This window comes from Streptomyces sp. NRRL S-350 (assembly GCF_000719705.1).
Classification (GTDB): domain Bacteria; phylum Actinomycetota; class Actinomycetes; order Streptomycetales; family Streptomycetaceae; genus Kitasatospora.
The window spans coordinates 199,725-215,698 of record NZ_JOHO01000004.1 but is presented as its reverse complement, the minus strand read 5'-3'; the positions used below and the strand labels follow the sequence as shown (position 1 = coordinate 215,698).

At 73.6% G+C, this 15,974-nt stretch carries 11 protein-coding genes; 4 read left to right on the top strand and 7 right to left on the bottom strand.

Annotation, left to right across the window (positions count from 1 at the left end; genetic code table 11):
• The first annotated feature begins 97 nt into the window (after positions 1-97).
• From IF30_RS0106350 to IF30_RS0106340, 3 genes are all read left to right on the top strand, one after another.
• A complete protein-coding gene (locus IF30_RS0106350; RefSeq protein ID WP_420791123.1) occupies positions 98-1,168 on the top strand; it encodes a ParA family protein in 1,071 nt (356 codons plus the stop codon).
• A complete protein-coding gene (locus IF30_RS0106345; RefSeq protein ID WP_030233133.1) occupies positions 1,165-2,253 on the top strand; it encodes a ParB/RepB/Spo0J family partition protein in 1,089 nt (362 codons plus the stop codon). Before IF30_RS0106350 ends, IF30_RS0106345 begins: the two co-directional genes overlap by 4 nt.
• 126 nt (positions 2,254-2,379) lie before the next feature.
• Positions 2,380-2,997 (top strand): GNAT family N-acetyltransferase, encoded by a 618-nt coding sequence (locus IF30_RS0106340; RefSeq protein WP_030233131.1) that lies wholly within the window; start codon positions 2,380-2,382, stop codon positions 2,995-2,997.
• 184 nt (positions 2,998-3,181) lie between these two features.
• Here IF30_RS0106340 and trxA read toward each other — a convergent pair whose 3' ends face one another.
• The 7 genes from trxA to IF30_RS0106305 form a co-directional block, all read right to left on the bottom strand.
• Positions 3,182-3,508 carry a thioredoxin gene (trxA, locus tag IF30_RS0106335; RefSeq protein ID WP_030233130.1) on the bottom strand — a complete coding sequence of 109 codons (327 nt, stop codon included), beginning with the start codon at positions 3,506-3,508 and terminating at the stop codon, positions 3,182-3,184.
• A gap of 132 nt (positions 3,509-3,640) precedes the next feature.
• A complete protein-coding gene (trxB, locus tag IF30_RS0106330) occupies positions 3,641-4,606 on the bottom strand; it encodes a thioredoxin-disulfide reductase (RefSeq protein WP_030233128.1) in 966 nt (321 codons plus the stop codon).
• A gap of 173 nt (positions 4,607-4,779) precedes the next feature.
• On the bottom strand, positions 4,780-5,739 hold the full coding sequence (locus IF30_RS0106325) for a zf-HC2 domain-containing protein (RefSeq protein WP_030233126.1): 960 nt from the start codon (positions 5,737-5,739) through the stop codon (positions 4,780-4,782).
• Complete coding sequence (gene sigM / locus IF30_RS0106320; protein ID WP_199807826.1) at positions 5,736-6,506, bottom strand: RNA polymerase sigma factor SigM; 771 nt, start codon at positions 6,504-6,506, stop codon at positions 5,736-5,738. The genes IF30_RS0106325 and sigM overlap by 4 nt, the downstream gene beginning before the upstream one ends.
• Positions 6,507-6,550: 44 nt before the next feature.
• The gene (locus IF30_RS0106315; protein WP_051709336.1) at positions 6,551-8,620 is read right to left on the bottom strand and encodes a protein kinase family protein; all 2,070 of its coding nucleotides are present in this window, start codon (positions 8,618-8,620) and stop codon (positions 6,551-6,553) included.
• Between the two features lie 371 nt (positions 8,621-8,991).
• Positions 8,992-11,511 carry a murein biosynthesis integral membrane protein MurJ gene (gene murJ / locus IF30_RS41030; protein WP_051709334.1) on the bottom strand — a complete coding sequence of 840 codons (2,520 nt, stop codon included), beginning with the start codon at positions 11,509-11,511 and terminating at the stop codon, positions 8,992-8,994.
• Positions 11,512-11,569: 58 nt separating this feature from the next.
• A complete protein-coding gene (locus IF30_RS0106305) occupies positions 11,570-14,095 on the bottom strand; it encodes a DUF6049 family protein (RefSeq protein WP_051709332.1) in 2,526 nt (841 codons plus the stop codon).
• A 406-nt stretch (positions 14,096-14,501) separates the two neighbouring features.
• Between IF30_RS0106305 and IF30_RS0106300 the strand changes: the two genes are divergently transcribed.
• Complete coding sequence (locus IF30_RS0106300; protein ID WP_030233112.1) at positions 14,502-15,926, top strand: CCA tRNA nucleotidyltransferase; 1,425 nt, start codon at positions 14,502-14,504, stop codon at positions 15,924-15,926.
• Positions 15,927-15,974 lie beyond the last annotated feature (48 nt).

The window sequence follows — 15,974 nt, the reverse complement described above, 5'->3', positions numbered from 1 at the left end:
GTTGCGGTGACCGCTGGGCCGGCCTCGGGACATCGGAGTGTCGCAACGTCAGATTTCCGGCATAGCGGGCATGGTGTTTCACGTGAAACGTCGCTCCCTGCTCTCGGACAGTCTCGATTCGCGGCTCCGCCGCGGGCTCGGCCTCTTCCGGGCGGCGACTGTTGCCGCTCCGGTTTCACGTGAAACACTGACCCCCATGCAGGACTCGGAGACCATCGACCAGATCGATGACACGCCCATCGCACGGGCTGCCCAGGCTGCGGTCCAGGCGATCGGACGAGCGGGCCAGGGGCTTCCACGGCCCGCCGCGACCCGGGTGATCGTGGTCGCCAACCAGAAGGGCGGGGTGGGCAAGACCACCACCACCGTGAACATGGCCGCCTCGCTGGCCATGCACGGACTGCGCGTCCTGGTCGTCGACCTCGACCCGCAGGGCAACGCCTCCACCGCCCTGGGCATCGACCACCACGCCGAGGTGCCGTCCATCTACGACGTCCTGGTGGAGGGCAAGCCGCTGGCCGACGTGGTCCAGCCGGTGCGGGACGTCGAGGGACTGTTCTGCGTCCCCGCCACCATCGACCTGGCCGGCGCCGAGATCGAGCTGGTCTCCCTGGTGGCCCGCGAGAGCCGGCTCCAGCGCGCCATCGCGGCCTACGAGCAGCCGCTCGACTACATCCTGATCGACTGTCCGCCCTCGCTGGGCCTGCTGACGGTCAACGCCCTGGTGGCCGGCCAGGAGGTGCTGATCCCGATCCAGTGCGAGTACTACGCGCTGGAGGGCCTCGGCCAGCTGCTGCGCAACGTCGAGCTGGTCCGCGCGCACCTCAACCCCGCGCTGCACGTGTCGACCATCCTGCTCACCATGTACGACGCCCGGACCAGGCTGGCCGCCCAGGTCGCCGAAGAGGTCCGGACCCACTTCCAGCGAGAGGTGCTGAGCACGGCGATCCCGCGCTCGGTGCGCATCTCGGAGGCGCCCAGCTACGGGCAGACGGTGCTCACCTACGACCCGGGTTCGACGGGGGCGCTCTCCTACCTGGAGGCCGCCCGCGAGCTCGCGCTGCGTGCGGTGGGCCGGAACGGCTCGCCGGTGGGCCAGCAGCGGGACGGCCAGCAGGGGCACGTCGCCCCGGCGGCACAGCACGGCACGACGGAGGGTCATCAGTGAGTGGTCGCAGGGCTTTGGGGAAGGGGCTCGGGGCACTGCTCCCGTCGGCTCCGCCGGCGGTCGGCGGGGCGGCGGCGGAGCCCGCGACGGCCGCGCCCGCACCGGCCTCGGTGGTGAAGACCGGAACGGTCTCGCCGACCGCGGTGCCGGTGCTGCCCGCCGGCCGGAGAACGGCGGCCGCCCGGGCCGGCGCCGGGACCTTGCGGGAGAAGGCCGGCCTGGACGCCGAGCTCGCCGAGGTGGCCGGCGCCCGGTACGCCGAGCTGCCGCTGGACGCGATCACCGCCAACCCCCGTCAGCCGCGTGAGGTGTTCGACGAGGACAAGCTGGACGAGCTGGTCGGCTCCATCAGGGAGGTCGGCCTGCTCCAGCCGGTCGTGGTGCGCCAGGTCGGGGCGGGCCGCTTCGAGCTGATCATGGGTGAGCGCCGCTGGCGCGCCTCCGAGAAGGCCGGCCTGGAGCGGATCCCCGCGATCATCCGGGCCACCGAGGACGACAAGCTCCTGGTGGACGCCCTCCTGGAGAACCTGCACCGGGCCGAACTGAACCCGCTGGAGGAGGCGGCCGCCTACGACCAGCTGCTGCGGGACTTCTCCTGCACCCACGAGGAGCTGGCCGACCGGATCGCCCGCTCGCGCGAGCACGTGTCCAACACGCTGCGACTGCTGAAGCTCCCGCCGTCCGTCCAGAGCCGGGTCGCCGCCGGGGTGCTGACCGCCGGGCACGCCCGTGCGCTGCTCAGGCTGCGGGACAGCGAGCGGCAGGAGGAACTGGCCAAGCGGATCGTCGCGGAGGGCCTCTCGGTGCGGACCACCGAGGAGATCGCCAGGATGCTGGCCAAGGAGCCCGACCAGACCAGGCGCCAGGCGCCGAAGGCGGGCAAGCTGAACTCCCCGGCCTTCAACGACCTGGCCAGTCGGCTGTCCGACCGGTTCGACACCCGGGTCAAGGTCGAGGTGTCGCAGCGCGGCGGGAAGCTGGGCAAGGGCAAGGTGGTGCTGGAATTCGGTTCGGTGGAGGACCTCAACCGGATCCTGGAGAGCATGGCCCCCGGCGAGGACGGTCTGCGGCTGTCGCAGGGCTGAGCCGGGGGGAGAGAGCACTGACCCGCTGGGTGCATGCTTCACGTGAACGCCGTTTCACGTGGAACGTGCACCCATCGGCGTTCGTGGGGGAATGCTCGACCGTGACGTGGAGGAGGAGGTGCGGGCATGGGACGCCGGATCGCTCCGCTGACGCTGGACAACCTCGGGGACCTGCCGACCGGCTGCCGCTCCTGCGTGTTCTGGGAGCTGGACCCGGTCAGCGCCAAGGCGGCGGTGGAATCCGGGAAGCCGGAGCTGGAGAAGGAGGGGTGGATCTCCACGGTGCTGCTGGAGTGGGGCTCCTGCGGCCGGATCGTCTACGTGGACGACCAGCCGGCCGGGTTCGTGCTCTACGCGCCGCCCGCGTACGTGCCCCGCTCGCAGTCCTTCCCGACCAGCCCGGTCTCACCGGACGCCGTCCAGCTGATGGTCAGCCGGGTCCTGCCGGGCTACCAGCGCCAGGGGCTCGGCCGGGTGCTGGTGCAGACCGTGGCGAAGGACCTGATCGGGCGCGGGGTGCGGGCGATCGAGGCCTTCGGCTCGGCCGGACGGCTGCCGACCAGCTGCGTGCTGCCGGCCGACCACCTGCTCGCGGTCGGCTTCAAGACCGTCCGGCCGCACCTGCGCTACCCGCGGCTGCGGCTGGAGGCGCGGACCACGCTGTCGTGGCGCGGGGACATGGAGGGTGCGCTGGAGCGGCTGCTCGGCGGCGGGCGCAAGGAGCCTGCGCTGCGGCCCTTCTGAGCGGAGGCCGCCCGCCCGACGGGGTCGCCCACCCGGGTGCTGCCCGGGGCCGCTCTCCCGGGAGGTTCCGCTGGGGGTCTGCCGCCGTCGGCCGCTGCCGGGGGCGCGGGCAGGGCGCGGACACAGGACGGCGGCGGGGCCCCGGCTCGGGGCCCCGCCGCCGTATGGTCGTCGCCTCGACGACCTAGATGAAGCCGTCCAGCTCGCGCAGCAGCGCGGCCTTCGGACGGGCACCGGTGATGGACTTCACCGGCTCGCCGCCCTTGTAGAGGATCAGCGTCGGGATCGAGATGACGCCGTACTGGGCGGCGGTCGCCTGGTTGGCGTCCACGTCGAGCTTGGCGATCGTCAGCTTGTCGGCGTGCTCCGACGCGATCTCTTCGAGGACCGGGGCGACCTGGCGGCACGGGCCGCACCAGGTGGCCCAGAAGTCGACCAGTACGGGCTTGTCGCTCTCCAGGACGTCGGACTTGAACGTCGCGTCGGTGACGGTGGTGGTGGCGCCGGCCACGGGAACTCCTCGGGTTCGGACGGAGAGGGCTGCTGCCAGGTCAACAACGGGTGGGCCCGTTCTGTTTCTGCCTGGCCGGGCGGGGGCGTTTCACGTGAAACACCCCCGCGGGGTGGGTCGGTGGCTCGGGGCTCAGACCGCCACGGCGGCGGCCTTGGCCTCCAGGTCGTCGAGCGCGGCCAGGTAGCGCTCGGCGTCCAGCGCGGAGGAGCAACCGGTGCCCGCGGCCGTGATGGCCTGGCGGTAGGTGTGGTCCACGACGTCGCCGGCGCCGAACACGCCCGGGATGTTGGTCCGGGTCGAAGGAGCCTCGACCTTGAGGTAGCCCTCGGCGTCGAGGTCCAGCTGGCCCTTGAACAGCTCGGTGCGCGGGTCGTGGCCGATCGCGATGAACAGGCCGGTGACGGCCAGCTCGCGGGTCTCGCCGGTGGTGGTGTCGCGCAGGGTGACGCCGGTCAGCTTCGGGTCGCCGTGGATGGCCTCGACCGCGCTGTCCCACTCGAAGCGGATCTTCTCGTCGGCGAAGGCACGCTCCTGCATCGCCTTGGAGGCCCGGAGGCTGTCCCGGCGGTGGATGATCGTGACGCTCCGGGCGAAGCGGGAGAGGAAGGTCGCCTCCTCCAGGGCGGTGTCGCCGCCGCCGACCACCGCGATGTCCTGGTCGCGGAAGAAGAAGCCGTCGCAGGTCGCGCACCAGGAGACGCCGCGGCCGGAGAGCTTGTCCTCGTTCGGCAGGCCGAGCTTGCGGTGCTGGGAGCCGGTGGTGACGATCACGGCCCGGGCCTTGTGCACGTTGCCCTCGGAGTCGGTGACGGTCTTGATGTCACCGGTGAGGTCGACCGCGACGATGTCGTCCGGGATCAGCTCGGCGCCGAAGCGCTCGGCCTGGGCCCGCATGTTGTCCATCAGCTCGGGGCCCATGATGCCCTCCCGGAAGCCCGGGAAGTTCTCGACCTCGGTGGTGTTCATCAGGGCACCACCGGCGGTGACGGCGCCCTCGAAGACCAGTGGCTTGAGGGAGGCACGGGCGGTGTAGAGCGCAGCCGTGTACCCGGCTGGCCCGGAACCGATGATGATCACGTTACGGACGTCGCTCACTGCATCTCCTGGTTCGCATCGCGACCCGCGTTTGCTGCGGGGAGGGCGGTCCTGCTCCGCCGCCCGGGACAACGACTGCCCAGTGTCTCGCATTCCCAGGCGGATCAGTACCAGGCGCCCGAACTCCGGGAGCGGCGCGCCGCGCTGGGCGTGGATCGCATGGGAACCACCGGTCAGCGGCTGGGAACGCTCTCGTGCAGGAGGACGGGGCCGCAGTCCGGGGAGCGCAGGTAGACGTCGACGGAGCCGGGGCGGCCGGGGTCGGGGTAGACCAGCACGTCCACCGGGGAGCCCTGGTAGCTGCCCCGGTCGGTGGCCAGCGGGACGCCGGGAGCGGGGGCCTGGCAGGTCGGGGAGGAGGCGGGGGAGCCGGGGGATCCGGGGGCGGAGAGATCCGGCCGGGCGCCCTCGGCGGGCATCGGGGCCTCGGAGTCGGCGGGGCCGGTCGCCCGCAGCCCCGGAGCGGTCGCCGAGCGGGCCAGCAGCTGTCGGACCTGGTCGGCGAGCCGGTCGGCGCTGTAGGCGGTGCCGGGGCCGGTCGCGTGCGGTGCACGGGCGCTCTGCTCCGCCGCGGCGGAGCCCGCCGGGGCGCCCGCGGTGACCGCGGGGCCGCCGGCCCGGTCGTCCGGCTGCAGCAGCAGCGCCCCGCCGAGGCCGATCGCGGCCAGCACGGTGGCGGCACCGAGCAGCAGGGCGAACCGCCGCCGGGGGCGGGACCGGCCGGGGCCGGTGGAGGAGGAGGGCCGAGAGGGAGGCGCGGAGGGCCCTGCGGCGGCCCGTGCGAGCGGGGTCGGGGCGGAGGAGCGGCGGGCGGCCGCGGGGTTTCCGCGGCCGTTCCCGGCGGGGGGTTCGGCGGGGCTCTCGGAGGCGGCCCGGGCCGCCTCCTCCGCCAGCGCGGCCTCCAGCCGGGCGGCGACGTCGGCGGGCATGGGAGGGGCCTCGACGGTGCCCAGCAGTGCCTGGACCTCGCTGAGCGCCTCGACGGTCTCCCGGCACTCGGCGCAGCCGTCCAGGTGCTCCCGCAGTGCCTCGACGGCCTCGGGGGAGTCGACCAGTCCCTCGGCGAGGTCGGCCAGCCGCTCGACCGGCGGGTGGGCCTCGGCGGGATCGGGGGAGGAGAGGTGGGCGGTCATCGTGTGCTCGCGTCTCCTTCCAGAATCGTCCGGCCTGTGCCTGTGCCTGTGCCTGTGCCGGTGCCGGTGCCGGTGCCGGTGCCTGTCCCTGTGACGGTGCGGGAGCCCTTCGGGTTCCCCCGGGTGTCCGGCCGGGACGTCGGGGCCGTGCCGGGGGCACCCCGTGTTTCACGTGAAACACCGGACCCGTCGGACCCGTCGTCGTTCTCGCGCAGGTGTCGGACGAGCGGGAGCAGCCGGGCGCGACCCCGCGCGCAGCGGCTCTTCACGGTGCCCACGGGCACGCCCAGCAACTCGGCGGCCTCGGCGACCGGGTAGCCCTGCATGTCGACCAGCACCAGTGCGGCCCGCTGCTCGGCGGGCAGCTCGGCGAGCGCGGCGGTCACCTCGCGGTGGAGTTCGGCCCGCACCACCGGCGAATCGGCCGGCTCGGCGGCGCCGACCAGGGTGTCGAGCCGCTGCGGGTCCTCGTCGAGCGAGGTGGTGCGGCGCGTGGCACTGCGCCGGGCGCGGTCCAGACAGGCGTTGACCACGATCCGGTGCAGCCAGGTGGTGACCGCCGAGCGGCCCTGGAAGCCGGCGGCGGCACGGAAGGCGGAGACCAGGGCGTCCTGGAGGGCGTCGGCGGCCTCCTCGCGGTCGCCCAGGGTGCGCAGGGCGACCGCCCAGAGCCGGTCGCGGTGGCGGTCCACCAACAGGCCGAAGGCCTGCCGGTCACCGGCGACGTGCCGGGCGAGCAAGGCCGCGTCGTCGTCCGCCACTGTCACCCCTTCGACCCCTTGCCGTCGTTCCGGTGCGCGGGCCGTCGCGGTCAGCCGGAGACCTTGACCTCGGCGACGTGGCCTCGGTACTTGCCGTCGACATCCTTCGTCAGGCTGGTCAGCCAGATCAAGAGGTAGCGCGTGGTGATCGGGGAGTCGAGGGCGTACTCGACGTTGCCGCCGGACTTCGTGCCGACGACGGTGAAGGCGTCCGGCTTGGCCTGCATCGGGTTGGTGGCGGCGGCCGGGGTGGGCACTCGCAGCTCCGCGGTCTGCTCGCCGCCGAGGAACTGCACGTTCACCGAGGAGACCGGCTGCTGCGAGCCGAGGTCGATCAGCAGGCCGGTGCCCGGCTTGAGGGCGGGCGGCCTGGGGCCGAACTGGTCGTTGTACTGCTTGGTGGTCCAGGCGGTGTCGGGGTCGCCGTCGATGGCCTTCCCGAGGGTGTCGCTACCCTCGGGCCCGTCGCCCAGCGGGTTGTACGACTGCGCCTCCTTGACGGGGATCGGCACCAGCGGGTGCGTCGTCGGCGGGTGCGTCGTCGCCGCGGGGGTGCTGATCGAGGGCTTGGGCGCGGCGACGGCCGGACCGGTGTGGCGCAGGTTGTCGACGAACTGCCAGGAGGCGACGCCGATCGCGCCAAGGGCGACCGTCCAGGCGGTGGCCTTGACGACCCGGCGCAGCCGTCGCCGGGTGCGGTGGGTGGTGCTCGGGCGGGAGGAGGCGGGCAGCGGGGCGACGGTGGTGTCGGCGACCCGGGTCGGGTTGGGCGCGGTGGGCAGGGCGTGGGTGTTGTGCCGGGGCGGGGTGGGGAAGGCGGGCAGCTCCGGTTCGGGCTGGCGGATCCGGGGCATCTGCGCGATCGCCCGGACCAGTGCCTCGGGGGTGGTGATCGGCTCGGCGTGGTGCGGCGGGTGGTCGAACAGGGCCCGGGCGGCGAGTTCGGACAGGCCCTTGTGGACCCCGGCGCGGACCTGGTCGGGCGCGGCGTTCTGCAGGCCCTTCGGCAGGCCCTGGAGGTCGTAGCGGTCCTCCGGGTACGGCCAGCGGTGGGTGAGCGCGGCGAACAGCAGGGCGCCGATCGCACGGGTGTCGGTGCGCTGGGCGTCCTCGGCGGCCCCTTCGGCGGACAGTCCGCGCAGGGCGGCGTCCACCGCGATGCCGTTGATCCGGTACTGGCCGCTGTCGGTGCGCAGCACGCAGCGCGGGGTGAGCCGCAGGTGGGCCTGGCCGCGCCGGTGGGCGGCCGCGACGGCGTCGGCGACCTGCCGGACCATCTGGTACGCCTCGTGCGGCTCCATCGGGCCGTTGGCGAGCAGCCGGGCCAGGTCGGAGGAGTGCGGCAGCCACTCCCGGACGACGTAGACCAGCTCGCCCTCCTGGACGGCGTCCAGGACCTGGACGAAGCGCGGGTCACCCAGCAGGGCGGCGGACTTGGCCGCCGCCAGCACCTTGCGGGCCCGCTGGTGGCCGGAGGCCATCAGGTGGACGCCGACGGCCCGGCGCAGTTTCTCGTCCACCGCGCGCCAGCTGCTGAAGGTCTCCGACTGGGAGATGCACTCCTCCAGCCGGTACCGGTGGCCGATCATGTCGCCGCTGCGCCGCTGCGGGGCGGGGAGCGTGCGCGGGAGCGTGGCGGTGTCGCGGGGGTCGACGGTGGGCTGCGGGTCGGTGGGGCGGCGTTTGGCCGGTGCGGGGGCGGCGGGGGCGGCGGGGCTGGGACTCTTCTTCCGGGGGGTGTCGGCGGCCAGTTCGGCGCGGATCTCCTGCACCGAGAGCGGAGCGGTGATCTCCGAGGTCTCCTCGGAGACGGACTCCTCCGGGCGGGCGGAGCGTGGGGCGTCATCGCCGGAGCCGTCCGGCCCGGCCGCCTCGCCTGGCTCGCCCGGTTCCTCCGGGTCTTCGTCGGAGTCGTCGGAGCCGTGGGCGGGGTCGTCGGAGTCCTCGTCGGTCCCGGAGCCGGCGGCAGCGGTGGACGCGCCCTTGCCGGTGTCCGCGCAGGCGCGCCCGTGGGCGTCCTTCGCGACCGCGAGCCCGTCGATCGCCGCGGCCAGCGCGGCCTCGTCCGCCGCCGCGTCAGCTGTTGACGTGTCGACGACCGCCTTGGTGCCATCAGCCACCGTGGTCCTGCCTCCCCTTGTGTCGCCCCGGCCTGAGAGAGTCCTGGAGCCCGCGGGTCGGTGGCCCCGTGCTCCGGGACAATTGTGCCCACTCTTCTCCCCCGGGTACGACCGCTGAGGGGTCCGCTCGGTTGCGTGGTGGAGAGATGTGGTGCAGAACCGACACCGGGCCGCCATCTCGTTGCCGGGCGGACCGGGGGCGGACCGGGGGCGGATCAGGATGCGGGCCGGCCGTCCGGCACTCGGCCGGACGAGCGGAGGAGCCGTGCGCTCCGGTTGACGCCCGGTCAGGGCGCCCGCTCGTCCGGCCGGTCGTCGGACGGTTCGTCGGACGGAATGCCGAACGGTTCGTCGGACGAACCGTCTGGCGGTCAGCGGCCGATTCGACCGCGGACCATGCCCAGCACCGCGTTCAGCTCCTCGATCCGCAGGCGCTTCGCGATCAGCACGAACACGCCCAGCTGCAGGCCGCCGGCCACCACGAGGGCGGCCACGCTGCCCGCCCAGCCGCCGAGCACCCGCTGGACCCCGAGGCTGGCGCCGAGGCCGACCAGTGCGGCCGGGGCACAGGCGGCGGCCAGCCGGCTGTAGGTCCGGCCGATCCGCTTGGTGTCCAGCCCGCCGATCTTCTTCTTCAGCTTCGGCAGGGCCACTGTCACCCCGATGGCGTACCCGAGGCCGTAGCCGAAGGCCATGCCGGTCACCGTCCACTCGGCGGGCAGCAGCAGCCAGCACAGCAGTGAGAAGCCGGCCTGGCAGACCGCGACCCAGACGGTGTTGGAGAACGGCGTCCGGGTGTCCTCGTAGGCGTAGAACCCGCGCAGCATCACGTACTGGGCGGAGTACGGGATCAGGCCCAGCGCGAAGGCGGAGAGCATCAGGCCGACGTTGGTCGCGTCGTTCAGGACCCTCGCCCCGCCGCCGACGGCGTAGATCGAACGGCCGATCACCGGGCCGAGCGACAGGAAGAGGAAGGCCGCCGGGACGACCGCCACCGCCGTGGTGCGCAGACCGTAGGAGATGTCGTCGCGGACGGCGCCGGCGTCCTCGTCGGCGGCCGCGCGGGAGAGCCGGGGGAGCACCGCGCTCATGATCGAGACGGTGATCACGGCCTGCGGGAGCTGCCAGATCAGCAGGGCGTTGGAGAACGCGGCCAGGCCGACGCCGTTGTGTCCGGCGGCGGCCGCGGCGGCGCCGGCCTTGGTGGACAGCTGGGTGATCACCAGGTAGCCGGCCTGGTTGGCGAGCACGAAGAAGAACGTCCACTTGGCCAGCCGGGCCGCCTTGCCCAGGCCGTGGCCGCGCCAGTCGAACCGCGGCCGGTAGCGGAACTCGGCCGCCCGCAGGTACGGGATCATCGCCAGCGACTGGACGACCAGGCCCACCAGGGTGCCGAGGCCGAGCAGCCGAACGCCCTCGGGCGAGATGGCCTCGGGGGTGATCTGGGTGGTGCCGAACCCGCCGTAGACCCACACGTAGGCGGAGAAGGTGAAGATCACCACGATGTTGTTCAGGACCGGGGTCCACATCATCGCGCCGAACCGGCCGCGGGCGTTGAGGACCTGGCCCATCACGACGTGGATGCCCATGAAGAAGATCGTCGGCAGGCAGTAGCGGGCCAGCGCCACCGTCGTGTCGGCGCGCTCCGGGTTCGCCATCATGGGGTGGGCGATCAGCTGGACCAGCACGGGCGCCCCGAGCACCGCGAGGAAGACCACGCCGGCCAGCCCGACCATCACCAGGGTGAGCAGTCGGCTGGCGTACGCCGTCCCGCCGTCCTCGTCGTTCTTCATGCTGCGCACCAGCTGCGGCACGAACACCGCGTTGAGCGCGCCGCCGCCGATGAGGATGTACAGCAGGGTCGGCAGGGTGTTCGCCGCGTTGTACGAGTCGCCCATCACGCCGACGCCGATGGCCGCGGTGATCACCATGGTCCGGACGAAGCCGGTGCCGCGGGAGACCAGCGTGCCCGCCGCCATGATCGCGCTGGAGTTCAGCAGGCTCGCGACCTTGCCGCCGCCACCGCCGGCCGCCGGGGCGGGCGCGGCCGCGGGCTCCTGCCGCGCGGCGTGCTCCTCGGCGGTGAGGTCAGACCGCGGCTCGACCGCCGGGGGCACCGCGACGGCGGCCACCTGCATGGTGGCCTCCTCCTCGGAGAGCGGCGGGTCGAACTCGATCGGCGGCATGAAGGGACGCGGCCCGCCCGGACCGCCGTGCTGGGGCTGTCCCGGGTAGCCGCCCATCGGCGGGAACGGCGCGGGGCCGCCCGGCGGCACGGGTGCGCCGGGCGCGCCGTGCGGGTGCGTCGGCTGGCTCGGCTGCTGGGCCAGGTACGGAGCCGGGCCCGGGGCGGGGGCGGGCGGCGGCACCGGGGGCTGGGCCGCGTCCTGCCCCGGGCGGCCGCCGAACAGCGCGTCCACCCCGACGTACTCGGTGGTCTCGCTGTCCCAGGCCGAGTGTGCCGGGCCGGGCTCCCACTGCTGCCGGGGCTGCTCCGCGGCGCCCCAGTGGCCGCCGGCCGGAGCGGTGGCGGCCTCCGGCTGCCAGGTGTCCTGCACCGGGGTGTCCCAGCCGGGCTGCGTCGGCGGGACCGGCGGCGAGAACTGCTCCGCCGCCGGGTACGGGACGGGCGGCACCGGCGTCGGGTAGCCGCCGCCCTGCGGCGGCAGCTGCGGGGGCACGTCGTACGCGGTGGCCGGCTGCTGCGGCGCGGCCGGCCGGCCGGCCTGCAGGCCGTACGGGTCCTGGCCGTCCCGGGGGTCGCCGTACGCGTCGGCCGCGTACGGGTCCTGGGCGTAGGTGTCGGCCACGTACCAGTCGCCGGACGGCGACTCGGCACCCGGCCGGCTCTCACCGCGGCCCGGCGGCCGCTCCTCGCTGCGCCCGGTCATGTCACCTCTTCGCTGTCGTGGGGGGAGGCCGGCCCGGGATTGCGGGGGGTCGGCGGTATCAAGGACCAACCTTCTCATCACTGGCGGTCCGATCCCGGCCATCCGGGCTGCTGCCGCGCGGTGTCCGTGCAGGACCGTCACCGGCGTCGTCGCCCGCCGAGCCGTTCCCGCCCGTCCCGCCGGAGGCGTCGTCCCCCGTGGCCCCGGCGTCCCCCGCGGCCTCCTGCTCCCCGCCCTCGGCGGGCTCGCGCACCGCGGCGCCGCCGTCCGCCGGGGCGTCCCCGACCGGCTGGTCGCCGTCCTCGTGCGACTGCCCGCCCCGCCGCTTGCGCTGGCGCACGAAGCGCAGCGCGGCCAGCAGCAGGAGCAGGCCGGCGCCGGCGAACACGTACAGCACGCCGTTGGTCACCGAGGTGACCTCGACCGTGAACGGCTGCGGGTCACCGTACGGCCGCGAGTTGGGGCCGGTGGTCCAGAGCTGGGCGGTCATGCTGACCGGCCCGTTGTTGTGCGCCTCGGCCTGGAAGCGGAGGGTGGCGCTCTGCGAGGCCGGGAGGACCAGCTCCTCCTCGCGGCGCACGTTCAGCCGGTTCGGCTGGGCCGAGGTGAGGACCAGCTTCAGGTTGGTGACCGTCTGGGTCAGGTCGTTGCGGACGCTGACCTGGAGCAGGCCGGTGTCGCCGGCCAGCGTGACCACGGTCTTCTGCGGTACCTGGACGGCGTTGATCAGCTCCGTCAGGTACCTGCCGACGCCCGTGCGGTAGTCGGAGCCGGCCGACGCCTGGGCGCGCCACTCGGTGGACAGCGAGCGCACCATGGCGGCGCTGAACGGGCCGCGCACCCGCTGCGGCAGGGTGAGCACCCGCATCAGGGTGTCCAGGCGGTACTGGATGTCGTCGGTGCCGCTGAGGTCGGAGGACGTCAGCTCCGAGGCCCGGGCCCGGGTCGGGTAGTCGGTGGCCGCGGGGACGGCCGTGCCGGCCTTCTGGTCGGGCGGGATCTGGGCCAGCGTGTCCAGCTTGACCGGGCTGATCCACTTGTCGGTGGCCGTCTGCAGGGCGTTCGCCAGCACCTTGGCGGTGTCGACGCTCATCTCGCGCGGCGGCATGACAAGCAGGCCGCGCTGGTTCTGCGGCTGCTCGTGGGTGATCGCGAAGGTCTCGGCGAGGAAGCGCTGGGCCGCCGCGGTCTGGTCCTTCGGGGTGCTCAGGTCCCCGCGGAAGAGCGCGGAGACCGTCTCGTCGGCGACCGCGGCACTCTGCCCGTTGCCGATCGGGCGCACCGCGCTCGGGGTGTAGTTGAGGGAGTCCGGCTCCGGCATGCTCGCCCCGTCGACCAGCACCAGCCCGCTGCCCGCCTGCTGGGCGAGGCCGGTGATCTGCTGGTCGACGTAGCCCTGGTACGGCCAGGCGACGTCCGAGCGGGTGTCCACGGAGAGCCGGCCCTCGACGGTCAGCCGCCCGGCCGTGGCCGCCCTGCTCAGGGTGCCGGTCATCGCGGGCAGGTCGGCGCCGTTGTGCGCGATCGAGGCGAGGTCCGGGTCGGCGTACGGCAGCGTCACCACCTGGTTGCCCGGCTTGGCGGCCGCGGTCCGCAGCTTGTCCAGCCAGGCCGCGGCGGCGGCCGAGCCGTTGTTCAGGACGGTGTTGTCGTCCCTGGCCGGCTTGCCCGTGCTCTCGGTGTGCGGGTTCTGCACCCGGTACGGCTTGGTCATGGCGAACGCGGCGTCCAGCAGGTCCGGGTCGATCACCCAGGTCAGCCCGGTCAGCTTGGAGCCGGTGTCGACCAGTTCGTACAGCCGCCCGCCGGGGGCGAACTCGGTGGCGAGGCTGTCGTCGCGCAGCACCGGGACGGACTGGTCGTTGTCGGCGACGGTCTGCGCGGCCAGCACCGGCGCGTGCACGAGCGGCCAGAGCGTGGTGACCTTCGTCGGTTGCGCCTCCGCGCCGCCCGGGTTGAACGGCAGGAAGCTCCGGGCGATGCCCAGGGCGCGGTCGTGCGGGTTGTCGGCGGTGGAGCCCCAGGTGTCCACCGCGAGCTCGTACACGCCGGGCGTGGACATCCCGAGCTCGTTCACCGCGACGCTCAGGGTGTACGGGAGGGTCTGGCCCGGGTCGAGCTCCGGCAGGGCGTACTGCGGGCTGTCCAGCTCGGTGCCGTCCGCGCCGCCGGGCGTGGTGCGGCCGGCCACGGTGGCCAGATCGCTGCGCCGGTCCAGCGGCCGGCCGTTGGACGGCTTGCGGACGGCCGTGTGGGCGCCCTTGAGCGCCGACTTGCCGGCGTTGGTCACGTGGCCGGTGATCGTCACGGTGCCGTTCGGGGCGGCCACCTGCGGGGCCAGCGACTCGATGGTCATGACCACCGGGGACTCGGCCGAAGCGGTCGAGTCGGCGGTCGGCCGGATGTTGCCGCCGGAGGGCAGCGCGTCGGCCGGGGCGGCCGTGAAGAAGGTCAGCGCGGCCGCGCAGGCGGCGGCGAGGCGCAGGCCCGCGCGGCGGACCGGATGGCGCCCGTCGGCGGGGCGTTCGGCTCGTCCAGGCTGTCGGTGCGCTCCCAGGCCCGAGTGCCGTGCCGGCTCACTCACTCGCTTCGCCCTCGCCGTTCTCGATCGCTCGCTGCTGATGCTGGTCGCCCGGCGCGGTGCGCCCGACGTTCTTGGCTTGAAACCCTTGGAACTCTTGGAACTCTTGGAACTGTCGGAACTGTCGGAAATCTGCTGGAACTGCTGGAACCCTGCGTCCGGCGCCGCCGCGATGCCGCAGGCCGTGGCGGCACGCGGCACCGCATCCCCTGTCCGGTGCCCGAGACTCGTCCACCGGCATGGTAACGATGCAGCATCGGGTGCAGTGTTGCGGGCTGTGGGGTGAGACGCCCAAAACGCGCGGGCGGTTGACCTGCCGGGGCACGTACCCTTGTGAGCCGTGTCCACTGCCAATGAGCCCACCGCGCGCACCGACCGTTCCAGCACCGCCGTCCAGGTCGTACCAGGCCTGAGCGAGGCCCAGACCCTGGGGCTGCAAGAGCTGCTGCGGGTGTCCCCGGTCGCCGACGAGATCGCCCGCCGCTTCCAGGCGGCCGGTCACCGGCTGGCGCTGGTCGGCGGCTCGGTCCGGGACGCGCTGCTCGGCCGGCTCGGCAACGACCTGGACTTCACCACCGACGCCCGGCCCCAGCAGGTGCTCAGGCTGGTCAAGGGCTGGGCGGACGCGGTCTGGGACGTGGGCATCGCCTTCGGCACCGTCGGCGCCCGCAAGGACACCCCCGAGGGCTCCTTCCAGATCGAGATCACCACCTACCGCTCCGAGGCCTACGACCGCACCTCCCGCAAGCCCGAGGTCACCTACGGCGACACCATCGAGGAGGACCTGGTCCGCCGGGACTTCACCGTCAACGCGATGGCCGTCGACCTGCCCGGCCGCGCCTTCGTCGACCCGCACCACGGCCTGGACGACCTGGAGGCCCGGGTGCTGCGCACCCCCGCCACCCCCGAGGAGTCCTTCTCCGACGACCCGCTGCGGATGATGCGGGCCGCCCGCTTCGCCGCCCAGCTCGACTTCGATCCGGCCCCCGAGGTGGTCGCCGCGATGACCGCGATGGCCGAGCGGATCACCATCGTCTCCGCCGAGCGGGTCCAGGCCGAGCTCAACAAGCTGCTGCTCGCCAAGCACCCGGTGAAGGGCCTGCGGCTGCTGGTCGACACCGGCCTGGCCGGGCACGTGCTGCCCGAGCTGCCCGCGCTGCAGCTGGAAAGCGACGAGCACCACCGGCACAAGGACGTCTACGAGCACTCGCTGACCGTCCTGGAGCAGGCCATCGACCTGGAGCAGGACGGCCCGGACCTCACCCTGCGGCTGGCCGCGCTGCTGCACGACATCGGCAAGCCGCGCACCCGCCGCTTCGAGTCGGACGGCCGGGTCTCCTTCCACCACCACGAGGTGGTCGGCGCCAAGATGACCCGCAAGCGGATGCGCGAGCTCAAGTACTCCAAGGAGCTCACCGAGGACGTCTCGCGCCTGGTCGAGCTGCACCTGCGCTTCCACGGCTACGGCGGCGGCGAGTGGACCGACTCCGCGGTGCGACGCTACGTCACGGACGCCGGGCCGCTGCTGGAGCGCCTGCACAAGCTGACCCGCTCCGACTGCACCACCCGGAACAGGAAGAAGGCGGCCGCGCTCTCGCGCACCTACGACGGGCTGGAGACGCGGATCGCCGAGCTGAAGGCGAAGGAGGAGCTGGACTCCGTCCGCCCGGCGCTGGACGGCAACCAGATCATGGAGCTGCTCGGCGTCAAGCCCGGCCCCCAGGTCGGCAAGGCCTACAAGCACATGCTCGAACTGCGCCTGGAGAACGGCCCGATGGAGCACGACGAGGCGGTCGCGGCGCTGCGGGCCTGGTGGGCGGAGCAGCAGGGCTGACCGGGCCGGCGGCCCCGACGGCGCGAGGGGTGGCTCCGGCACCGGGCC